Genomic DNA, 22,868 nt, shown 5'->3' on the forward strand with positions numbered 1-22,868 from the left:
TTCCACAGCTGGGTCCCTCCTATCCACACTCAATGCCAAGCTGCATATTCACTTGGCCTCATGCCCATTTCCCGTTTAAACAACTTAATGAAATAACTTTTATTCGCATATCCCAGATACTCGGAGATTTCTTCCACAGTCTTTCCTGACTGATTAAGCAGCTCTTTTGCCTTCTGAAGCTTTAGCATATTTACATATTCAATGAAATTCTGGTTTGTTTCCCTTTTGAAGAGGCGGCTGAAATAGCTGGCATTCAAGTTCAGGCGTCCAGCCATGTCTTCTAGTGTTATTTTCTCCGTTACATGACTAATCACGAACTGCTGGGCTTTGATAACCTCACTCCGTTTGGACTTAATGGAGAATATACTTATTTTCCGAGCTAATTCCTCCAAGTACTGAACTAACCAATCTTCCAAGTGCTCAAGAGTTTCAATGTCACCCACCACGTTAAACAGCTTCTCTTCAGCCATAGGCAATGGTGATTGCAGCAGTTGTTTCGTCTTCATCTGCAAATCCATCAGCAAGCGGAGTACACATTCCTTGACTTCATTTGGATGGAATTTTTGCGAGGCCACCCATTCTCTCCATTCCTTGATATGAACGCGAAGCTCCGTGTCCCTGTTCAGAGCAATATCATCATTGATAACAGCGTACACACTTCCATATTCGGCATAAATATCTTCCTTTGAAAAGCAAATCTCTTCAAAACGGTGGATTCCTGCCGTAGGAAGATAAAAGCGTTGAATCTTCTCCCTTAGCATCCGCTGCAGTGTTCCTCGAATCTCTTCAGGACTGCGCGCCTCAGCGCCAAAGATGCAAGAGACGGACAGCTTTAGATATTTCTGCACGGCAGAAGCTGCATTTTGAATAGAATGATAGATTGCTTGGTGGTCTTTAGATGGCTTGTCACTGCAAAAGAGAATGACAATTTCCTTATTACTGTATCTCGAAATAAATAGACTGTGATCAGCCTCAAGCACTTCCTGCATGATATTCTCAACTGCAAAAGAAATCGTATATTCACTCATCCGGCGTACCCTTGAAACTTCCTCCGGACGGTCAATCACAATAACCAGCGGAATATAATTTTTGGCATGGATCATAATTCCGTTTGACCGGGCCTGTTCGATCCAAGCCTCCTTGTCCCAGGATTGATACAGTGTATCTTTTAGAAACTTTTCCTTAAGTGCGGCACGGTTTTGAGACTGCTTTTGCTTATAAACGAGCATCTCTGTATGCTGCTGCCTATTCAGACCCACTTCCGTCACAAGCGTTCTGAGTGCTTGCACCAGCTGATCGATATCCAGTGATTCCTTTAAAATATATTCTCCTACGTTTAATTTCAGCGCCTGCTGAGCGTATTTGAATTCGTTGTGGCAGGACAAAATAATCGCTCGGATTCCAGGATTCACTGCTCTGAATTTCTCAAGCATCTCCAGTCCGTTCATCTTGGGCATACCAATATCGGTAATAATCAAATCCGGTGGATTCTGCTGTGCTTTTTCCCAAGCCTCAAGACCGCTATAATAACTTCCTATGAGTTCAATACCGATCTCACTCCAAGGTACGGCCTGCGACAAATAACGGATAACCGGATAGTCATCATCCACCAAGATTGCCGTCAGCATTCTCCACACCTGCCTTTCCATCATCCAGAGGAAACTCCAAACAAATCTCCGTACCCACATCAGGTTCGCTTTGGATATTCAGCTTGAAAGAAGCGCCATAAATCATACTGAGACGTTGGGCCACATTGCGTAAGCCTATACCGGAGAAACCTTTTCTGTCTTCTTCTGCTATTTGCTCGCTGCTGTATGCGGTTTCATGAAGTCTTTTTAAATTTTCCGGTGACATGCCGATGCCATTATCCTTAATCGTGATCACCAGCGTTCCTGTAGTTGCAATTATATGAGCACCAATGTAAATCTCACCACCAAACTGCTCGAAACCATGAATAATAGCATTCTCGATCATAGGCTGAATCATAAACCGGGGTACCAGCGCTTCAGCACTTCCATCCGCTAAATTCATCTCTAGTCTGACCTGATTCGCGTGGCGAAAATTCATCAACGTCACATAATGAGATATCGTGTCTGTCTCCTCGCGAAGCGGGATAAACTCATTGTCCCTGTTAAAGGTCATGCGGAGCAAAGACGACAGCGAACCAATCAGCTCAGCGTTCTCCTTGTCTCCTTGCATCAAAATATTTAACCGGATCGAATTCAGTAAATTAAACATAAAGTGTGGATTGATCTGTGCCTGCAGCATTTCTAGCTCGGCTTTTCTTTTTCCCATTTGCTCATAAGTGATTTGTTCAATCATAGACTCGATACGGTCTAGCATTTGGTCGATGGTGCGGGCAAGCTGAGCTGCCTCATTCTTCCCTCGAATGAAGGAACGTTCGTCCAATTGACCACGACCTATTCCCTTTACAAAAGCACTTAATTTTACGATAGGTTGAGTTAGTTTAGAGATAAGGACGGTTAAGAGCACGGAAAACAAAGTAAAGAAAAGAATCTGCACAGCCAAGCTGATAAATAAAATCTGTTTATTCTTCGACAAAGCAGCCTTCATTGGAATAATGCTTACCATCCGCCATTTGTTGCTGCTCAGCTCCTGGTCAACATATAAGAATTTCTCCCCATCGATTTCGACAGTGTCAAGCCCGCCATCTTTCTTCCACCATGTCGTCAATTCACCAATTCGGGCCTTGTCAGCATGCGACACGACAGTGCCTTTATCGTCCAAAAGCATCATTTCTTTACCGTTATCATTATTTAGATAAGGGCGGAGTTTACGCTCATTGATGTTAATAATCATATATCCGATCGTACTGCTGGAAGTTGATTGAATGGGTCTCGCAATGGTTACCCAATTAGTTGAGCCCTTATCCGAGTAATTATAGTAAGTATCGTGTTCTGCTTTCCAATAGGTCGAGATAGGTTGAATTTGTTTCATCAGCGACATCCATTGCTCGTTATAAAAGGTTGTCGGATTAAAGTCACTATAAGGATAGCTGGTATAAATAAATCCATTTTTTCCGATTAGCGTCACTTTCAAATATTCGGTTAATACGAACATATCATCCAGCATCCGCGACATACGGTTATACTGGATGATCTCCTTCGCTGAACGTAGCGACTCTGGATCAGCGGACATCATCTGCCTAATTTCATTGTTCTGGAGCACGAAATTGGACTGCTCTAGCGTCTGTTCAAAAATGGCATTCATATTGGCACTGGACGCATTGAGCGATTCTCTTGCGCTGCCAACGGCCTTCTCCAGAATCAGATCCCGAGTTAAATAATCTGTAACCATGTAAATACAGACCAGTGGAATCAATACGCAGATCAGTGAAGACCAGACAAGTTTCATTCGAAGTGATTGATGCTTTCTAAACACGGATGACAGGCCCCATATCTGTTTGAATTTGGAGCAGGAGGCAGAAATGCTTTCCTGCCCCCACATTATAAGCCCCCTTGGGGAAGCGTACAATCAGTCTCCGCCTACTTTCCGCTGTTGTTCTGAACGACTTCCGAGATTTTTTTATCAATATTGTTAACTGTCACATCCAGATCCTGTTGGCCAAGGAGATACATCTCTGCTTCTGGAATAACGTTGTTCTTAGCTTCATCCGCATATTTAGCGGGAACTTGCGTCGCACCAGGTGTCGAGTTCTCCATCGTAAATTTCAGGGAATCGACATCAATCTTAGATGGATCCTTGGAACCATTCACAATCGTATCCACCAATTTATTCGTATCTGATTTCGCCCAGCCAGAGAAGACACGCCCTCCAATTTCCAGTCCTTCTGAGGTATACCAGCGCACAAAGGTATAAGCAGCTTCCTTATTCTTCGATTTAGCAGCTATCCCCATATAAGTCGGCTGCACAGGTGAGTAATGTTTGCTTTCACTATCCAATCGAGGGATTGGAGCAAACGCTGTAACGAAAGTTGCCGGAATAGCCTCCGTTCCTCCCGATTCCGCAACCATCCAGTCTCCCATCGGAAGCATCGCTGCTAAACCATTGAAATACTGATTCCGGTAGGCAAGCTTCTGCGAAATAATATCTTCATAAGGAGTGGCACTCTTATCTTCGTACATCATTTTCTTCATCATCTGCAGATTAGCCTTAAACTGCGGGTCTAGCGCATTCGAGGTTCCGTCAGCTTTTAGGAATGTATTATCCTCAGGCTTACTCATCAGCTGGAGCTGGAAATAATCCGGCCAATTATGCAAATATGCGCCAAAACGCTTCGTTGCACCCTCACCCTTGGTCAATTTCTTCGCATACTCTTCGAAATCAGCCCAAGTCCAGTCCGTCGGAACCGGCAGACCAGCCTCATCTAGCATTTCTTTGTTAAGGAGCACGAACCAGCGTTGCATAGAAGACGGCAACGCATAGATTTTGCCATTGACCGAAGTGTCTACCAGATATTCATCGGAGAGCTTATACCCTTCTTTCTGAATATATTCATCCATTGGTGCTAACAAACCGATATCTGCACGCTGCGAATAGTTGGTATAAGGCAGTTCGACAATATCCAGCGGGTCACTTGCAGCAGCCATCAAGTCCAGCTTTTGCATGGAGGCTACAGAATCACCTTTTTCATTCAGTAGATCTACTTCTACATTTATGTCGGGATGCGTCTTCTCAAACTCTGCGATAATCGTGCTCCATTTCGCTTTCGCTTCCGTCTGCCAGGTACTCAGCTTCAGCGTAACCTTCTCTGCAGCAGGCTCTTTATTCCCACCAGCTTCAGGTGCATTTGTCGCCCCTGCATTATTGGTTTTCGCATTTCCACCGCATGCGGTGAGTGACAACGCCATCGATGAGATAACAAGCACGGATAATAATTTCTTTTTCATATAGACCCTCCTATAAATGTGTTGGGTATACCTCGCTTTACAGCTAGTGCTATGTAACTGCTTACAAGAACATCCTAACATGCGGGATAGTCGAGGAAAGTTCTCATATTCTACCGAAGAGAAACTATTTTGACTTTTATTATCCCTTCACGCCTCCGAGGGCAATTCCCTCAATAACTTGCTTCTGTCCGAGAGCAAAAATAATTAACAGAGGCAAAATTGCAGATACCGCACCAGCCATCATGAGTGAATAGACATCCCCGTATTGATCCCCAAACAACCGAATACCTAACTGAATCGTAAACAGCTCTTTAGATTTCAAAAAAATGAGTGGATACTGATAGTCGTTCCAGGTCCAGATAAACCGCAAAATAGCATAAGTGGCTACAGCCGGACGGATTAACGGAAATGCAATTTGTAGAAAAGAGCGAAAATGACCTGCTCCATCCATCCGCGCCGATTCAAGATACTCGTTGTTTACCCCCATAAAAAACTGCTTGAGCATAAACGCACCGATAATACTAAAGCTGTTAATTAAGATCAATCCTATATGCGTATCAATCAGATTCAGCCAGTTAAACAGTAGAAACTGTGGAACTAACGAAGCCTGCGGAGGTACCATATAGAGGGCTAATACTACTACAAACATCGCATCTCTACCCGGAAAACGCAGCTTGGAGAATCCATAAGCAGCAAGTGCGCATATCAGCACATTAATTATAGTCGTCGTCAGCGTAATATAAATGGAATTTCCGTAATAACGAGCGAAATCACCTGACCACACCTGTTTGTAATTCTCAATAAGATTCCACTGCTGCGGCAGCCATTGTATTGGAAAATTAAACACATCTTTCTCCAGTTTAAAGGAAGTAGATAACATCCATAGAAACGGTAAAAGAAATGCAATACCTAGCAGTCCCATTGCGATTGTCCAGAAGGTTCTGGATAGAAGCTCTTTTCTCACTGTAAATTCTCCTTTCTGCCTTTAGTAATTGACCCATTTTTTTTGCGCTAACATCTGCAGGGCTGTAATGATCAGGCAGATGAGGAACAGGACAAGTGCCATACTAGAGGCATAACCCGTCTTCAACTGGTTGAAGGCAGTGTCATATAGCTCATATACGATAACTGTCGTGGAGTTAGCAGGTCCACCTTGTGTCAGTACTTGTATTAGATCAAAGATCTTAAAGGAGCCAATGACCCCAGTAACCAGCAAGAAAAAGGTGGTCGGCGAAATGCAAGGCACTGTGATATTGCGAAATTTCCGCCAGACATTGGCGCCATCAATATCAGCCGCTTCATAAAGGTCCCTTGGAATACTCTGTAAACCCGCGATAAAAATAATAATGTTATACCCGAGCTGAATCCAAATCTGGATGAGCATAAGTGACGGCAGAGCATAATGAATATCAGCCAGCCATTTCGGCGGATTATCCCATCCCAGCGACATCAGAAATTGATTAACAGGTCCCAGCGAGGGATGAAACATAACCTGCCAGACCATAGCGATAGCAACTACGCTGGAGATGTATGGAAGGAAATATATTACTTTAAACAAATCCTTCAGGAACACCTGTTTATCAATCAGGATAGCCAGCAATAGCGCAACGATGATCGTAACCGGAACTGTGATAATAAAGAGCAGATTGTTCAGCAAGCTTTTCATAAAAGCATCATCATGAAACAGCCTTATGAAATTATCCACGCCCGCGAACTTAATCCCCCCTAACCCAGCCACAAAGTTCCAGTTCGTGAAGCTTAACAACAGTGAGCCCAGCACCGGGATCAACGTCAAGATGATCAGCCCCAACATCAGTGGAGCGACGAATAAATACCCGGCGATCGCTTCGCGCGTATCCATTTTAAGATGAAATTTTCGTATCATAGTTCTCCTCCTTTACTTATCCATAATTGTAGAAAAAGTAAGCATTGATCATAAGAACTATAATTGTTCATTTTGGAACTAATTTTACCGATCCTTTAGTTGCGAAACCTTTTAGACTACCAAGTAAAAACACCTTTGGCGTCCTTATAAGGACGCCAAAGGTGTTTATGCGAGAAATATAAGACATAAAGTATATTGTAAAACTTATACTTTCTTATAATTGCAAAAAAAGCGCGAGCCAAGCTCCCGCCATCCACTACATTCCTATTTTTCCACGTATAGTAGAGATCGTTTTACACGGACGCAACCTCTACAACACCTTTTCCATCCCCACCCGTACTTTTCAGCTTTTTACTAAAAATAATAAACAAGATAACGCCCATCAAGCTCGTTATAACTTCTGTTATGGTCATAGACCAGATCACGCCGTGAAGTCCAAAGACAGAATGTAATACGATAATCATAGGGATAAACAGTACGCCTTGTGTGATGGCCATAATGTTAGTTGGAATCCCCTGTCCGGTCGCTTGAAAAATACTCATGAACAAACCCGTAAATCCATTAAATAAAGCAGAAATCAGCATGGCTACCAAAATATAAGTTCCCATACTTAACACCGAAGGATCATTAGAGAAGAAATGTAGAATCGTTCCTCTGAACAAAAATACCAGGCCTACAAATACAACAGCAATACCTCCGATATAGGCAAAAGCATGTTTAATCGTTGATTTAAGTCTCGCCATATTTTGACTAGCAAAGTTAAACGCAAACAGTGGAATCAATCCTAAGAATAAACCCATTGATAAAAATTCCGGAACCTGCACAATTCTTAAGGCCACACCAAATCCAGCAACCACATTCTCCCCATATTGAATCGCAAAGTTATTTAACAAAAGCGTGCTCACAATCACAAAACTAAATTGCAATAACTCCGATACACCTATTTTGTACACTTCTAATTGATCTCGAACAGATATCTTGAAATGCTTCAAAAATCCTCTTAAGTGCTCACTTTTCGTTTCTAAAAAATAGACATAATAAATCGCGGAACCCACATTCGCTAAAACCATTGCCAACGCAGCACCTGCCACATGCCAGTTCAACACTAGAATAAAGAGGGGATCAAAAATTAAACTTAAAGCCGTACTGATGAAGATGCCATACATCGATTCCTTCGAGGCACCTTCCGAACGGACTAGCTGCTCCAAGGCAAAATTAAGTACAATCGCGAATCCACCGGCAAAAAGAGTCAAGGCATAAGCCTTAGTAAAGTCTAGAGTAGCAGCATCCGCCCCCAGCAATCGCGTAATTGGATCAATCGCTAACATCGCCATTAGAGCAATAAGAATACCCACTATAATGCTTCCATAAAAAGTGTATCCGGCAACCTTCTTTCCCTTCTCCGTATCTTTTTGCCCTGCCAGCCTTGTAATAAATGTTCCTCCGCCTACGCCAAGCATATTCCCAAAGGCCATTAAGACTGTGAAAATGGGCAGACCCAGCGTAATGGCCGTCAGCATACTAGTATTGTGGAGTAAGCCGATGAAATAAGCATTGATTACATTATAGATGGTACCTACAGACATCCCGATCATCATAGGAATAGATAAATGAGCAATTGCCTTCTTGATCGGCGCCGATTCTAAATAATATTGATTTGAACCTTCTGTTTTCATGATTCTTCCTCCAAACTTTTATAGACTTGAATTAACTTTTTGCAGTAAAGACTTTAAGGTTGCAGTTTCTTCCGGACGGAGTGCTTTTGTAATGCTTGCTTCTACCTCAGAAAATATTTCATTGAACTCCTCGACCAAAAGAGCACCCTTTTCCAAAACAAAAATACTCTTCTGTCGTTCATCATTCTCAGGTGTGACACGTTTGATATAACCTTTCTTTTCTAAACCTTGGAGCATGCTGGTGATACTTGCCCCTTTTCTATTAAAGACCTCCGCCAAATCCTTTTGAATAACACCTTTTTCTTGATGCTCAAAAATATAGCCGATCATGCGCCCTTGCTGTGAATTCAGACCTAACTCATTTAGTCTGGCATCGGCTGTACTTTTTAGTTTCATCCCGATCTCTCGAATCAAATTAGAAAAGGGTGTGTTTTCAACGTGTTTATTCATAATTACTTCCTCCTCAATCGAATTAGTTAGAACTCTAAGTAACATCATTATCATAATAGTTAGAACTCTAACTGTCAATGTTCTAACTAAATAAAAAAGCCCCTCTCCAGCCCATGCCCGTAGACATGTACTGAAAAGGAGCAATTAGAGAAGCTTACTTCACAAGTTCCTCCAGCTTTCCGAATAAAGCGGTTTTCGATTTCAGCTTGGACGCGTTGCCGACCACAGCGAAATAATTCTGTTCCGTCACAGCCTTAAGTAAGTCGGTGTACTGTCTGATGTCTTCCGGTGTTGTCGACAAGATTTCATCCCGTTCTTGCTGGAGTTCGGCCTCCGTCACCTGTTCGAAATAATGCCGGTCCGCCCTCCGCCCCTGAGCACTCGGACTTAGCGGCTGGTCCAGCATGGACAAGGTGCCGATAATCGCTTTGGTCATCTCGTCGGCATCTGCTTCATACCCCTCAGCAAAACGGTACGCCTGATCATACACCTCCAGCGTCTCCTGCAAATTCGGATCACGGTAGGAAGTGAACATCATTATCCCGTCTCTGCGCAGAATCAGATTTCCGCCGTAAGCACCACCCTTCACACGCACCGCATTCCATAGATAGGTGAGGCTCAAGATTTTTTTGAGCACCTGCATTTTGCCTGAATATGTGAATCCTAGCTTAGTGAAGTTGTATCCCTTGACCACATACTGCACCTGACTGGAAGACATGAATCCTTCATTGTCCGCATGGCCTTGCGCGGTAATCTTAGGCATATCCACTACCGGTTGGTCCTGGATATCCAGCTTCGCAACATTATTGGCGAGTTCCTCATACAAATCAGTTGTTCCGGTCACGCTGATGATCAAATTCTTTTTATTAAATAAAACCGCACAGATATTCTTCAGTGTGTCTGCTAGCTGAGCTCCCTGCTGATCGAACGTCTCGGCAAGCTCGCGGATAAAGCGGTAATAAGTTACGCCGCCCTGTTGTTCCTGATACGCTCCCATATCCGAGAAATAGGACATCAGGCGGCTGGCCGCAATATCATTCCCTCTTTGGTTCAGAATCGATTCCATCTGCGAGGCTTCCCGGCGGACGATTTCCTGCAGCTTAGTCAGATTATCGAGCGCACTAGTATAAAGCATCTCTCTCAGCAGATCCAGCGACTCACCAATATGTCCTGCCATTACTTTCACCAGCGCACTGAATTTGGGCTGATAGCTTGCCCCGTTGGTTTTTGCTGCGCCAAAGATCTCATTCCTGAAGTAAATGCCCCCAGTTTTGATCCCGATTTCACTGGTGAGCTCTTCGATGCTGTAGGACGCAGTCTCCATTTGACCTAATACCTCTGCCAGCAGCACTAAATAAGGGATTTGCTCAGGAGCGACAACACTCGTATCCCAATAAAACTTGCAGTAGGCAATCTTCTGGGTAGCTACCTCATGATGAATCACCGTTATGTCCTGATGGGAATGTTCATAGGTAGGTACTTGCGGTTCTATACTTCGGTTAATATCCTGTAGGGACAAGCTTGGCAGCTTCTGCAAATCCTCGGCTACATCTGGACGGCTCTGCCGTGCCAAGAGGTTCTGTGTACGCTGAACCAGCTGCGCCAACTGATCTGGTTGCAGTGACGCTTTGTATTCACTCAATTGATGCTGAGCGGATGCTTCCTTTTCAGCGGCGATCGTCTTGGACGGGTTCAGCACCACCACACTGCAATGATCACTGTTCAGCAAATAGACTTCAATCAACTTCTCAAAATAACGATCCGCCAGCTTTTCCCGAATGGCAGTGAACGCCTCTTCATATCGCATATGATTGGTAGGCTGACCGTCATAGAGCCAGGATTTCATCACTTCGATATTGTAAGTAAGACCTTTCGGATACTGATTAAAGTCCGCTTCCCTCAGTTCAAATTCCTTGCTGTTGACTGCTGCCAGCACCAGCTTCTCATCCAGTCCGTCCTGAGCCAAACGCTTTAATGTAGTCTTCACCAGCTCCACGAAGGCATCTTTGGAGGAGGCATTGGAATGCGTCAGTGTAATGCCAAGCAGCGGCTGAACCATACTGTCAGAATAAAAAGCAAACGCATCCTTACCCAGTCCGCTTTCGAGCAGGGCTTGCTTGAGCGGAGCTGCATTGCTGTCCATCAGCATGCTTTTTAAAATATCAAAAGCCAGGTTCAATTCCCGATCTGTAGAGGTTCCAATCACATAATTAAGACTCAGATAAGTCTTATCTGTAGCAGATTCTGCTTCCAGGATCGGATAATCCGCTACCAGCTCCGTCATTCCAATCGGCTTTTGCAGGGGGATGGATGTATCAAAGCTGTTTCGTTCATAAGATCCAAGATATTCCTGATCTATAAATTGCAGCTTTTCTTCAATATTAACGTCTCCGTAGAGATAAAAATAACTGTTCGACGGATGATAATAATTGCTGTGCGCCTTAAGAAACTGCTCATAGGTTAGTGCTGGAATCTCCTGTGGATCTCCACCTGAAGAATGACGGTAGATCGTGTCCGGATACAATGACTTTTTGATTCTATCCATCAATACCGTTGTCGGTGAGGAATAAGAACCCTTCATCTCGTTGTAAACCACGCCTTTATAGATAAGCTCATCTTCGGGATGCTGAAGCTCGTAATGCCAGCCCTCTTGCTCAAAGATTTCTTGCTGCTTATAAATATTCGGCTGAAAGACACTATCCAGATATACCTCCACCAAGTTGGAGAAGTCTTGATCGTTCCGGCTCGCCACTGGATACATCGTCTTATCCCCAAACGTAAATGCGTTCAGGAACGTCTGCATCGAGCCTTTCAGTAATTCTACAAAAGGTTCCTTGACCGGATATTTCTCCGACCCACATAATACGGAATGCTCCAAAATATGAAAAACACCCGTGCTATCCTCAGGCGGAGTTCTGAAGCTTATGCTAAAGACCTTGTTGTCATCCTGATTCTGCACGAACAGCAGCCTGGCGCCACTCTTCAAATGTTCCATCGTGAATACGGCGGAATCGATCTCCTTAATAAATTCCTCATTAATGACCTGAAATCCATAATAAATGTTCCCTGTGATCAAACGACTCATAGATTTCCCTCCTCTGTTTAGGGATATGTAACTCTACATGAGCTTATCATATCCCTGGACATTAATTCCATCAGTAGAAGGTTTCCGGGATTAATTTCTGCAATCTGATTAAAATTGCCGCCGCTTGCTCACGCACCAGAATCTGCTTTGGATCAAAGCGACCTCCGCTGCCGGTCATCACTTCATGTTCATTCACAGCCTGAATCGCATGGCGGCTTGCCTCTGGTAAGCCCGTCGTATCAGTAAACTTCACACGGTCTGGGCTACCGTAGGTAGCTAACCGTACGGCTTTAGTAACCATAACTGCCGCTTCTTCCCGTGTAATACCACGGTCCGGTTCGAACTTGCCGGATGAAGGGCTAACGATCCCCAGTTCCACAGCCTTGGCGATAGTACCGCTGTACCATTTGCCTGCCTGGACGTCCTTAAAGCTGGAGACGGCCTTGGCATCGGGAAACTCATGCAATAGCCGCAATAGCAAGGTTAGGAATTCAGCTCGGGTCAGCTTCTGCTTAGGAGCAAGTACATTCCCGCTGGCACTCACGCCCTGAATATATCCGCTGCTAAGCGCCATCGCAATATCCACGCGTGCCCATTCCGCGGCTTTCCCCGCATCAGTAAAGCTAGCTAGTTCAGGGGAAGAGACATGCAGCGCAAACGTTCGTTTGGATAGCGCTGGTGCGTCATCTTTGCGATATTTGGTGACTAGCACAGGATAGACACCGGGCTTCATTCCGGCAAAAGACACCATCCCCGTGCTGTCAGCCACTACGCTTTTTCCTTGAAGGGTCACGGTAACGCCAAAGGCAGGAAGACCGCCTAGTTGGTTGTTTGACTTGGTGATACGGAGGGAAAAAGGCATATTGGCACTTGCGTATCCCCCCATTTCCTGACCATTCTTGTCTTTCCATTTCACTTCCATCCGATCAAGCAGCTCTGTATCATTCGCGTAATAGACGAGCAGCTTGTCTCCATCACCAATCGTCAGCCTAAAAGGACTATTCTCGGGATATAACCACGCACTGCCCCCGCTGAATACAGCAATTTTCCATTCTCCGCGCCCATTGTACCGCCCGTTCTGAATCCCCTCTATAGCGGTGAAGGCTGGTTTAGCTGCATCCCCATTTAGCTTATAGGCAAGACCTTTCGTCTGTAAAAATGCTGCGGCTACCTTCACTGCATCACCACCGGCAACACGCCCCTCAGCAAGGGTGCCGCCACCAGGACCTTCAACTTGAATCGTTGCCCGGTCAAGGCCGGTATGATGCAATCCGCTGTACAGCAATCCAGCCTGCTTGGATAATAGCTTATACGAGGTCAGGGCTAGATAGGCTTGCGCAGTCGCAGGACCCTCTTTCCCCCCGCCTTCTATCTGTGCAAAACCGCCATCAGAAAGATTCCGCTTCATTAAATGCTCCAGCAGCGAGACCCCTTTTTCCTTGGCGAAATTCGCTGCATCAACTCCCTGCGACGATAAAGCAACAATCACCTGCGCTGTCGTTACAGTCTTACCGTCGAATCCACCGTCTAGCTGCTGCTTATCTTTCAGCCACTGCAAAGCCTTCAGGACAGGCTGCGCCGTTTGTTCCGATCCCATTTCCGAAGCGAGTGCCGTTAACGCTAAGGCAGTTGCTACCGGATCGCCTTGCTTCTGCCCGGCCAGCGGCCAGCTGCCATCCGCCAATTGCATAGCGAGCAACTGAGAAAAGAGCATATCGGGATAACGGTTTGTCCACTCCATTGAATTGGAAATAGAGTTTTTCGAGGTAATATAGACGGCTGCCAATGCGGCTGCCCCTTCCGAATCGATTCCCGCATGGTTCATCAGGAATGGATATAAATCAATACCAGCGATATTGTTCATGTTGCCACCCGCAGCACTATAAGCTAACGCTGTCCGGGTTAAATCAGCCACCTTGGCGAACTTCCCCCGCCGCTCCAAAATCTTGTCAGCCGTCTGCCCCAAATACCCATCAGGCAGACCATGCCCATTCTTAAAGAAGCCTACGGCTGCTTCGTCCGGAAATGGCTGTATCGTCATCAGCACATTCTGAGCCCCTTCCAAGGCTCTCTGCATCTCCGCAGTGAACAAAGCAGTTGTCTTCTGAACCGTAGACGTCTCTGCCATTACCCTGCCATTCAGCAGTATAAGTGATAGACACAAAGCAATAAGCGTAAACTTCCTTATCGTCCGGTTTAATTGTGTTGCTCCCATATCCATTCTCCTCCAGTGCAGCTTGTTAGAACCTATAAAGATTAGACGCAGCTAAATGGAATTTTGTTACTATCTGTGTTATGAACATACAGCCATTACAAAAAAAAGACCGCAAAGCCACCCTGGTCAAGCCCCCATTTTATAGACACTGAAAAAAGACCCTAGGCAATAAGCTGTTTCCGGTACTCTACCGGAGGCAGCTTATTTAACCTTCGTTGTGGCCGATGTTGGTTATAAAATCGAATGTAATCTTCAATTTTCCTTTGTGCCTCATCCATATTTCGGATATCATAAGGATAGAGTCCTTCCGTTTTGAGATGCGAGAAGAAGCTCTCCATAGAGGCGTTGTCATAACAATTGCCTCGGCGAGACATGCTGATTCGGGCCCCAACCTTTGGCAGCATGTCGTGGTATGCATGAGACGTGTATTGGAATCCCTGATCGCTGTGAACGATCAGTCCAGTCACGTCTTTTTGCTGACTCCACGCCTGCTCAAAGGTCCGGAGAACCAGTTCGTTGTCGTTCCTAGCGCTCATTTGATAAGCGATAATTTCGTTATTGAATAAATCTTTAATCGCAGAAAGATAGAGCCACTTTTCGCCTACACGATATTGCGTAATGTCTGTCACCCATTTTTGGTTGGGAGCATCCGCTTTGAAATCCCGTTTCAAAATATTTTTCGCCACACGGTCTCCTTCAGAAGTAGCATAATTACAACGATGTTTTCGGCGGATCCTCGAACGAATGCCTAAATCCTGCATAATTCTGAGTACCTTCTTATGATTCATCCAAACCCCGTGGTCTTGTAGCAAGAACAATTGAATTTGGCGATAACCGTAGACTCCTTCATACCTTTCATAGACCTTCTGAATGAGCGCCTTTGCTTCCTGATCCCGATCTGTTCCTTTGCGCTTCAGGAAAGCGTAGTATCCACTTCTAGAGACCCTAAAGAGTTTACACAGGTTGCTAACGGCATACTCTTTTGCAGCGTTCTCAATGACTCTATATTTGTGCGTTTCACCTCCTGCATCCAGATTTCCAAACACTTTTTTAGCATTTCATTTTCCCGTTTGAGCTTTTGAACATACCTATCTTGATCGATATATTCAATACGACGCCCCCGTTGATCTAGTAGCCCAAATTCCCCTAGCTCTCGGTATTTCTTCATCCATCTCTTTACCCGTCCTTGATCTTGTATCTCAAAATGCTCCGTAATTTTCCGATAAGTCCATCTTTCCTCCACATGTAAACGAATGGCCTCTTTTTTAATCTCATCTGAGTAATTTTTAAACTTCTGTCCTTTAATCGCCATAAAAATGCACCCCCTAGAATTTCATCGGATAAACCAGGGGTTTTTTCCAATGTCTATTCTAAGGGGTGCACTTCACCCACTGATGTAGTAGCCCTGCGATCTTTTCAATTAAATACCTAGAATGATGAAATCCTAATTAAAATCCCGTTTTTGGAATCTCTACTGGCACAATATTATAGGGTGCTGCCCTCCCCATCCGAACCTGATACATCTGTTCATGAGCCCTTTTTGCTGCTTGAACGAAAGGTATATAGGGCTGGTTACAGACATCCACTACACCGATTTGATAGTTTTCTCCATCATAACGTCCGAGCACCGGCTGATCATTCCACTGAAAATAATGAACTCCGATGAGTTGTGGGATGGTTGCAGCCTGTTCCACAAAATAACGATACGCTCCCCCCCGCTCTTCCTGAGTTGCCACAGCTCGGATTCCATAAGCCAGCATGCCTCCATCGGCCGCACCAAAATGATATTCTCCAATCATCACTGGTTTGTTCAACCTGCTGCTAATATGTGCGATTTGCTCCTTGTCTGGGCTGAACTGATAACAGTTTAATGAAAATACATCAAACCACTCACAGCCCTCCAGCACATCGTCGCTTCCCACCCAGGCATAGCGCATGCCTAGATTAAGATGATTTGGGTCCACCTGCTTGCAAAGACGCGCTGGAACTTCCACATACCGACGAATCATGACCCGGTTAAACTGTGAATAGTCTGCTTCACGTACGGAATTAGTAGTAATCTTCATAATATTGCTTACATCGTATAAGGACTCAAAATCCTCATAAGTACTCTCCCACGCTATGTTCCATTGCTCCACTGTTCCGTACTTTTCACCAAGCCATTTGATAAACTCCCTCTTACTGGCATAACAGACCGGAGAGTTCAGCATCAGTTCCGTCAAATCCAGATCATCCACGAATGCCCAATGTGGCTCATTGCGCATGAAATAACCGACCATTCGCTGATCATCCCTAAGAGGAAGAAGCTGTTTTGCGAAACGCTCCGCATTCCGCTCATACTCTTGACTAAAGACATCCGGGAAATCACGGAAAATGGTTTGCTCCGTCGTAGGAAAGTCCTCCAGCGGGTAAACATATGGAAGCTCTGATCCACTAATAAATCGATCATTGGACCAGTTACCGATCGTGTTAAATCCCCATTGTCTTAATCGGTAATCCGTCAAAGCCTCCCAATCAGAGCGCCACCGTTCACCGAATGCCGTGATCAAGTTGGCAATCTCAAAGCTAAACTCGCGACCTTCTTGGGACCAGGCTTCTTTATAACTTCCTTCCTGATCCGGCAAAGGTGGGACCAAGTGCTCCATACCCTTAATCCGCATCGGACAAGCTGGACCTACACAGTCCATCCCCGTACTGAACAGGGCATATCCATCTGGATCGACAAACCACCAGCGGCTGTCATCAAACTCTGTACGGAAATATCCGGTTGCTTCGAATCTCAACCCCTTCCAGCCTCCGTAACGGCTGAGGTCCCCTCCACTGAAATCAGCTTCAGCGGCAAGCTGTCGCTCCGCATGCAGCTGATCTCTCAACGCCTCTAAATCAACCGTTTTTCCTGGCCATTCCCTGCTTTTTAATTGTCCCATCTCATCTATAAAAGGGTGATACTCATACTCGAAGATTGGCTCAGATTGATCAAGAGCGAGTCCACTGATTTCCACGTTTCTACTCGTTGTCGAAGGAATTGTCTCAACGGTGAATCTAGTGATTTGGTTACGAGCGATACCCGCATCTCCTCTCAGGACCGTCTGCATCACGCCTGGATATCGAGGGAGGAACAGCTTTTCCCCATTTAAATGGGTTAACGGTAAACAAATTTTCGTTCTTACACCAGGTAGAATGCCTAAATGATAAGTTATATAGCGATTATCCTGATCATAGAAACTGAACAGCAAGACCAGAACGTCATGAGACTCATGATAAACCTCTGCGTTAACGTAACTATAGTCAGACCAAATAGAACTGTCCAAATGCCCCGCCTGAAGTTCAACTCCTCCACCATCCGGTGTTGTGATCATCCGAAAACCATTAGAAGAGAGAGCATCAAGTTGTGTATGATTGTCCGCTTCAAACCAATCCACAGGGAAGGAAATAGATAAGCGCATCAATGTACCTCTTTTCTTGTAATCTGTTTACCTTACCGAAATCAGTTGAAAAAGCTGTGGGTCTCCACCAAGCCGAGGATCATGCAAGTGTTTCGGTTCAAGGCTCACACAGCCCCAGCCATTTCGTTTCTCTCCTGCCACTGTAAGGACTCTTCCGTCTCTGCTGCCGATGGTTAGCGAACCCTCTTCTGTCTCTGTAAGCAACCATAGAAATTGATCTTCTTGATCCAGAGTGGGCACTAATATCAAGGAATTCTCTGAACCGATAGCTACAGTCATTTCACCGTTTCGAAGCCTTGCCGCGCCATCCCTGCCATAATCAACTCTCCATTGCTGTTGCTGATCCGTATAAGAAAGAGTACGGACTTCCAGATTAAGCACTTCATCATGATCAATCGAGTGATTCCCTGACGCAAGATAAAGCTCCATCCCTATACTCTTCATCCTGAATAGCCCACTGCCAGTGCTGCATTCCACAGCTACTATTCCTTTGCATGGGTCAATCCATGTCCGATCTACCCAGTCTAGTGACATTTCACGATCAGAAGGAAAACTAAGCGGTAAAAATACATAGGAGGAAGCGTAATAATCCGTAGGATCCCAGCGGTCACCTACATATAAATAAGAGCACTTATTATTGTCCTTTCCTACAATTGGAACTATGAATGCCGGCTGGCTGTCGTATGTTGTAATGTCACCTAATGGCATCAATGGTGACCAGCGACCCGTCAGTTGCTCCGCCCAAGCATAGGCTCCCTGATTGGGTAACCAACCCGTACAGGCAGATGAGATGAGAAAATAAACACCATGGCGTTTCATTAATGCCGGAGCTTCGCGTGCTTGTCCCGGCCATAATGTTTTGACCTGCTCTTCTATACTTAGATAGTCAGGCGAAAGACGATACATGATAAGATCCGCATTCTCCCTTGCCGCCGACACAAAATAAGCCGTGCCATCATCATCTTGAAACAGAGTACAGTCGCGTGACATGTTACCTGCCGGATTAAAGCTGCCACGAAAAACATACTCTCCATCAACCGTCCCACAATCCGCTATCGCGCAGCGAGCATCAGAGTAGTCTCGTCCATTTTCCCAATGCATCCACATCACAAATCTTCCTGTAAGTTCGTTATAGAGCACTTTCGGGCGCTCAATGACCGCTCCAGTCCCGAATCCTCGATTCTCCACATCCCTAGGTTCAAGCTCCAAAGAGGTTCGGTGATAGATCGGTTTTACTGGTGAATCCAGTGTAAGTACATCTTTGCGCCATTCCCAGTTCACTAAATCCATTGAACGATAACAGCTCACTTTCCGCCGATCTATACGGTTCTCGCCAAACCAATAATAATATCCATCCTTACAGAGCATGTGACCACCATGTGCATGAACAGGGTCTCCATTCCTATCCATAAGCGGAGCGATGTTCACCAAGGCTTCGCATTTCACGTTTACGTCCATTTTTATCCTCCATGGAATCCAATTTATGAAACAAAAAAGCAGGTCCGGCCAAGGATGACCTTAACTGAACCTGCTGCTTTAGAAGAAACTCTTCATTAGTAATCCTATAGAGCTTATTTCAACCCCATTTGAGACATAACATCAACCTTACTGGCATTGTTGTACCATTCATTAATTTCTTCAGTGATTTTCGTGCCTCCTTTTTCATGCCATTGTTTTACGAAATCATCGTACGCACTTAGCGGTTCCTTGCTGTAAATAATTTTGGTGAAGACCTCCTTTTCCATCGTATTCAATTGTTCCCATGAAGTCTGCATAGTCTTAGTCGGTGGTCCGTTGAATGCGTTTGGAAGCAGGGCTTCACTATTCTCGTAAGAAATTACATATCCTTCTTTAGTCGTTTCATCATTCGAAGCTGATCTAATCAAGACTCCATTGCTTGCTTCCATGCCTTTGGAAAGATCATAGAAAGATTGGCCTGGACCATCCACACTTGGTGTATTCTTGGTAAATGCCATCTTGCCTACACCTTGAGCAGCATCCAACGGAGTATTGAACTTCTTGGAATCAAAGACTACTTCATCATTCACGATATCGTAATCATATCCCTGAGCATAACCATACTTGAAATCCCCGGTACCAAAGGCAGCATCATAAAGCTTGTCATAATACAGGAAGAAAGCTTCCATATTGTTAAAATCTTTATTGAACATGAAGACACCGTCATTTTGTTGACCTGATTGGTAAGTTCGATCGCTATTTACACCCTTAATAGTTGGATAGGCTTTGATTTTAGCGCCTTTTACGTTGGTTTCCACATCTTTAACACTGCCATAGAGCCAAGGACGCCCCATTATAATCCCTGCTTTTCCTTCAGTGAAATCAGCCAGTGCATCCCATGCACCCTGAGTAGCCAATTCCTTATTTAAATATCCCTTGGAGTACCAATCTTGAAGTTTAGCTAACGCTTCCTTTGTACCGTCAGCAACAGAACCATAGGTAAGCTTTCCATTGTCGTTATACCATTGACCTGGGAGGTTCTTTCCTGTGAAAGCACTAAAAATCATAACAGAATCACTTACCCAACCCGTGTTATAAGAGTCTTTTCCTGAGAAATCAAATCCATAAGTATCGTTCTTTCCATTACCGTCCGGATCATCATTCGTAAAGGCAGCGATAACCGTTTCAAATTCATCTATTGTAGTTGGCGCTTTTAAATTAAGTTTATCTAACCAGTCTTGACGGATAAGCAGGACCTGACCTTCGGTTAGATTAGGGGAGATCGCCATACCATAAACCTTGCCGTCCTGTACGACCGGATTGAAGGTGGTTGGATATTGCTTATAAATTTCTTTTAGACGATCAGGCATATATTTGTTAATATCATCCGCAATATCTTTTACAAGCCCAGATTGAATCAAATCGTTCTCTAGAGAGGTATCATACACAGGCAAGACGTCAGGGAGCTTCTCAGAACCCGTAAGTGCTAAACGAAGTTTTGTATTGTATTGGGACGCATCACCACCCAAAAGGGTAGTTTGAATGTTAATCCCTAGATTATCGACACCCCAACGGGTTAGCACATTGTCATTCAAACTCTCGCCATTGATATATTTACCGGCATTCTCATCTTGTTGCTTGGCAATGCTTATAGTAATTGCAGGATCATATTTACCATCTTTGAGCACGGATTTTGCAGCGTTAGATTCTTTGCCATCAGAGCCGCACCCCGCAAGCAATCCCGCCATCAATGCAGTGGTTGTAAGTAAGACACCTGTTTTTTTCATCGATAATCTCCTTCAAGTTAAAATTTTTATTTGTTTGCTCCTTATTCTTTTACAGCACCCAGAACGATACCTTTTACGAAGTATTTTTGCAGGAAAGGGTACACCAGGATGATCGGCAGTGTGCTAATAAATATTTGGGCAGCCTTTATACTTTGTTCTGACAAAGCCGCCGCTTCGGATTGACTAAGTGCCATACTCTGCGCTGAACCTTGCACAACTACGGTCTGTAAGAACGAAGCTAACGGATAATCGGTTGTATTCGACATATACAAAATTCCATCAAACCAAGCATTCCAGTTCCCAACCATGATAAACAATCCAACGGTTGCCAATCCGGGTAAGGAGAGCGGAAGATAGATTTTCCGGAAGATGACGAAGAACGAAGCACCATCGATAAATGCCGCTTCTTCAAGCGCCTTAGGGATCGTCTTAAAGAAGTTCATAATCAGAATCAAATTGTAAGCTCCAAAAGCACCTGGAAGAACAAGCGACCAGATCGTGTCTTTTAATCCAAGCTTAGTGACTAATATATAAGAAGGAATCAACCCGCCCGAAAACAGCATAGTGAATATAAAAATCCACATTAAAGCATTGCGTCCCCGAAAATCTTTCGATAAGGCATACCCAGCAGTCGTAATAATGAACATACTGATGAATGTCCCCATAATGGTTCTTATCACGGAAATCCACATGGAACCCGTAAAGTTAGAGTTATTAAAGGTTTTGACATAGGCATCCACATTCAAATCAACCGGCCAGAAGGATACCAAATTACCATTAATCGCCGTCTTACTACTAAATGATTGTGCTAACAAATGAAGCATTGGCAGTAAACAAGATAATGCTACCAGAATCAGAAGGATATGATTGAAAATCGAAAATATCCTATATCCCTTGGACTTATAATACACTCCCACTCCTCCTAAAAGTTTTGTAAGCGATACTTCAGTACATCTTCTTTATAATAGACTCGCTTAAAAAACGTCGGTTTAGAATATTTTATAGTTGGCAACCTTGTATGCAATTCGATAGGAAATAACAATTAAGATGAAACTGATACCCGATTTAAACAAGCCCACAGCAGTACCGAAACCGTATTGACCATTCAATAATGAGGAGCGATAGACGTAAGTATCAATGATATCTCCCGTACTATATACAAGCGGATTGTATAAGTTGAAAATCTGATCGAATCCAGCATCTAGAATATTACCAAGACTTAACGTAGCAATTACAATGATCATCGGCATCATACTTGGTAGCGTAACATGACGTATTTGCTGACGCCGTGAAGCACCGTCTATCTCAGCAGCCTCATAATAAGAAGGATCAATTCCTGTAATGACTGCCAAATAGACAATCATACCAAAACCAAAGTTCTTCCATAAATCACTAATAATGATCGTAGGTCTGAACAGCGTCGGATCGCCCAAGAAGTATATCGGTTTGATTCCCAATAAATTCGTAAGAAGGTGATTAATACCGCCGTCAAGACCTAAGATATCGATCATGATTCCGGCAACCGTTACCCAAGATAAGAAATGCGGTAAATATACTAACGTTTGAATGCTCTTTTTAATCCCCATATTTCTGATTTCGCTTAAGAGGATTGCCATGAAAATTGGAACGATAATCCCGACTATAATTTTGATTACGGCAATAATAAGAGTGTTGTAGATAGACTGCGTCGCTTCTTTATACTGAAATATTCTCGCGAAATTATCCCACCCAATCCAAGTTGAACCTGTAAGTCCGAGCCACGGCTTGTAATCCTGAAATGCCATAATCAATCCAACCATAGGGCCGTATGCGAAAATTAGAACGAATACTAATGCCGGAATACACAAAATGTACAAAGGCCAATTTTTCTTGATTTCCTTTTTCCAAGGATTTTTCTTTTTCTTCAGAACGTCGACTTTTCTCCCCTGTTTGACCTGGGTATTGATTACCTGTGCTATTGTGCTTACCCCCTTCTACATGCTTCATGCTCAGTTG

Annotated in this window: 17 protein-coding genes; all 17 read right to left on the reverse strand. The window is 44.2% G+C overall.

Going from position 1 to position 22,868, the window contains the following annotated elements; translation table 11 throughout:
• Nucleotides 1-29: 29 nt before the first annotated feature.
• The 17 genes from R50345_RS21700 to R50345_RS32020 all read right to left on the reverse strand — a co-directional run bounded on the left by R50345_RS21700 (nucleotide 30) and on the right by R50345_RS32020 (nucleotide 22,859).
• The gene (locus R50345_RS21700) at nucleotides 30-1,652 is read right to left on the reverse strand and encodes a response regulator transcription factor (RefSeq protein ID WP_231573862.1); all 1,623 of its coding nucleotides are present in this window, start codon (nucleotides 1,650-1,652) and stop codon (nucleotides 30-32) included.
• On the reverse strand, nucleotides 1,603-3,468 hold the full coding sequence (locus R50345_RS21705; RefSeq protein WP_081954149.1) for a cache domain-containing sensor histidine kinase: 1,866 nt from the start codon (nucleotides 3,466-3,468) through the stop codon (nucleotides 1,603-1,605). The genes R50345_RS21700 and R50345_RS21705 overlap by 50 nt, the downstream gene beginning before the upstream one ends.
• A gap of 38 nt (nucleotides 3,469-3,506) precedes the next feature.
• Nucleotides 3,507-4,871 (reverse strand): ABC transporter substrate-binding protein, encoded by a 1,365-nt coding sequence (locus tag R50345_RS21710; RefSeq protein WP_042130034.1) that lies wholly within the window; start codon nucleotides 4,869-4,871, stop codon nucleotides 3,507-3,509.
• Between the two features lie 139 nt (nucleotides 4,872-5,010).
• A complete protein-coding gene (locus tag R50345_RS21715) occupies nucleotides 5,011-5,793 on the reverse strand; it encodes a carbohydrate ABC transporter permease (RefSeq protein ID WP_042132362.1) in 783 nt (260 codons plus the stop codon).
• 63 nt (nucleotides 5,794-5,856) lie between these two features.
• Nucleotides 5,857-6,756 carry a carbohydrate ABC transporter permease gene (locus tag R50345_RS21720; protein WP_042130036.1) on the reverse strand — a complete coding sequence of 300 codons (900 nt, stop codon included), beginning with the start codon at nucleotides 6,754-6,756 and terminating at the stop codon, nucleotides 5,857-5,859.
• A gap of 293 nt (nucleotides 6,757-7,049) precedes the next feature.
• The gene (locus R50345_RS21725; protein WP_042130039.1) at nucleotides 7,050-8,432 is read right to left on the reverse strand and encodes an MATE family efflux transporter; all 1,383 of its coding nucleotides are present in this window, start codon (nucleotides 8,430-8,432) and stop codon (nucleotides 7,050-7,052) included.
• Nucleotides 8,433-8,450: 18 nt separating this feature from the next.
• A complete protein-coding gene (locus tag R50345_RS21730) occupies nucleotides 8,451-8,882 on the reverse strand; it encodes a MarR family winged helix-turn-helix transcriptional regulator (protein ID WP_042130040.1) in 432 nt (143 codons plus the stop codon).
• Between the two features lie 154 nt (nucleotides 8,883-9,036).
• Nucleotides 9,037-11,967 (reverse strand): insulinase family protein, encoded by a 2,931-nt coding sequence (locus tag R50345_RS21735; RefSeq protein ID WP_042130042.1) that lies wholly within the window; start codon nucleotides 11,965-11,967, stop codon nucleotides 9,037-9,039.
• 70 nt (nucleotides 11,968-12,037) lie between these two features.
• Entirely contained in the window at nucleotides 12,038-14,182 is a 2,145-nt protein-coding gene (locus R50345_RS21740) for an S-layer homology domain-containing protein (protein ID WP_042130044.1), read from the reverse strand.
• A 161-nt stretch (nucleotides 14,183-14,343) separates the two neighbouring features.
• A complete protein-coding gene (locus R50345_RS21745; protein WP_231574241.1) occupies nucleotides 14,344-15,180 on the reverse strand; it encodes an IS3 family transposase in 837 nt (278 codons plus the stop codon).
• Nucleotides 15,096-15,494, reverse strand: coding sequence for a helix-turn-helix domain-containing protein (locus tag R50345_RS32015; protein WP_042123336.1), 399 nt, complete (start codon nucleotides 15,492-15,494; stop codon nucleotides 15,096-15,098). The genes R50345_RS21745 and R50345_RS32015 overlap by 85 nt, the downstream gene beginning before the upstream one ends.
• Before the next feature lie 136 nt (nucleotides 15,495-15,630).
• Nucleotides 15,631-17,628 (reverse strand): beta-galactosidase, encoded by a 1,998-nt coding sequence (locus R50345_RS21755; RefSeq protein ID WP_042130046.1) that lies wholly within the window; start codon nucleotides 17,626-17,628, stop codon nucleotides 15,631-15,633.
• A gap of 27 nt (nucleotides 17,629-17,655) precedes the next feature.
• Nucleotides 17,656-19,086: a family 43 glycosylhydrolase gene (locus R50345_RS21760; protein WP_052414682.1), complete on the reverse strand. Its 1,431-nt coding sequence runs from the start codon at nucleotides 19,084-19,086 to the stop codon at nucleotides 17,656-17,658.
• Between the two features lie 113 nt (nucleotides 19,087-19,199).
• Entirely contained in the window at nucleotides 19,200-20,873 is a 1,674-nt protein-coding gene (locus tag R50345_RS21765) for a type 2 periplasmic-binding domain-containing protein (RefSeq protein WP_042130047.1), read from the reverse strand.
• A 41-nt stretch (nucleotides 20,874-20,914) separates the two neighbouring features.
• Complete coding sequence (locus R50345_RS21770) at nucleotides 20,915-21,784, reverse strand: carbohydrate ABC transporter permease (protein ID WP_042130049.1); 870 nt, start codon at nucleotides 21,782-21,784, stop codon at nucleotides 20,915-20,917.
• 78 nt (nucleotides 21,785-21,862) lie between these two features.
• Nucleotides 21,863-22,657 (reverse strand): ABC transporter permease, encoded by a 795-nt coding sequence (locus R50345_RS21775; RefSeq protein WP_231573864.1) that lies wholly within the window; start codon nucleotides 22,655-22,657, stop codon nucleotides 21,863-21,865.
• On the reverse strand, nucleotides 22,593-22,859 hold the full coding sequence (locus R50345_RS32020) for a hypothetical protein (RefSeq protein WP_231573865.1): 267 nt from the start codon (nucleotides 22,857-22,859) through the stop codon (nucleotides 22,593-22,595). Before R50345_RS32020 ends, R50345_RS21775 begins: the two co-directional genes overlap by 65 nt.
• Nucleotides 22,860-22,868: the final 9 nt, after the last annotated feature.

The sequence above is a fragment of the Paenibacillus sp. FSL R5-0345 genome (assembly GCF_000758585.1).
Taxonomy (GTDB): Bacteria; Bacillota; Bacilli; order Paenibacillales; family Paenibacillaceae; genus Paenibacillus_AQ.

Bases quoted from the DNA above. Each gene is read 5' to 3' on its own strand.
- R50345_RS21740 (WP_042130044.1), bottom strand. From the start codon at position 14,182: ATGGGAGCAACACAATTAAACCGGACGATAAGGAAGTTTACGCTTATT.
- R50345_RS21710 (WP_042130034.1), bottom strand. From the start codon at position 4,871: ATGAAAAAGAAATTATTATCCGTGCTTGTTATCTCATCGATGGCGTTG.
- R50345_RS21730 (WP_042130040.1), bottom strand. From the start codon at position 8,882: ATGAATAAACACGTTGAAAACACACCCTTTTCTAATTTGATTCGAGAG.
- R50345_RS32015 (WP_042123336.1), bottom strand. From the start codon at position 15,494: ATGGCGATTAAAGGACAGAAGTTTAAAAATTACTCAGATGAGATTAAA.
- R50345_RS21705 (WP_081954149.1), bottom strand. From the start codon at position 3,468: ATGTGGGGGCAGGAAAGCATTTCTGCCTCCTGCTCCAAATTCAAACAG.
- R50345_RS21700 (WP_231573862.1), bottom strand. From the start codon at position 1,652: ATGATGGAAAGGCAGGTGTGGAGAATGCTGACGGCAATCTTGGTGGAT.
- R50345_RS21720 (WP_042130036.1), bottom strand. From the start codon at position 6,756: ATGATACGAAAATTTCATCTTAAAATGGATACGCGCGAAGCGATCGCC.
- R50345_RS21715 (WP_042132362.1), bottom strand. From the start codon at position 5,793: ATGGGACTGCTAGGTATTGCATTTCTTTTACCGTTTCTATGGATGTTA.
- R50345_RS21735 (WP_042130042.1), bottom strand. From the start codon at position 11,967: ATGAGTCGTTTGATCACAGGGAACATTTATTATGGATTTCAGGTCATT.
- R50345_RS21760 (WP_052414682.1), bottom strand. From the start codon at position 19,086: ATGGACGTAAACGTGAAATGCGAAGCCTTGGTGAACATCGCTCCGCTT.
- R50345_RS32020 (WP_231573865.1), bottom strand. From the start codon at position 22,859: ATGAAGCATGTAGAAGGGGGTAAGCACAATAGCACAGGTAATCAATAC.
- R50345_RS21775 (WP_231573864.1), bottom strand. From the start codon at position 22,657: ATGGCATTTCAGGATTACAAGCCGTGGCTCGGACTTACAGGTTCAACT.
- R50345_RS21755 (WP_042130046.1), bottom strand. From the start codon at position 17,628: ATGCGCTTATCTATTTCCTTCCCTGTGGATTGGTTTGAAGCGGACAAT.
- R50345_RS21765 (WP_042130047.1), bottom strand. From the start codon at position 20,873: ATGAAAAAAACAGGTGTCTTACTTACAACCACTGCATTGATGGCGGGA.
- R50345_RS21725 (WP_042130039.1), bottom strand. From the start codon at position 8,432: ATGAAAACAGAAGGTTCAAATCAATATTATTTAGAATCGGCGCCGATC.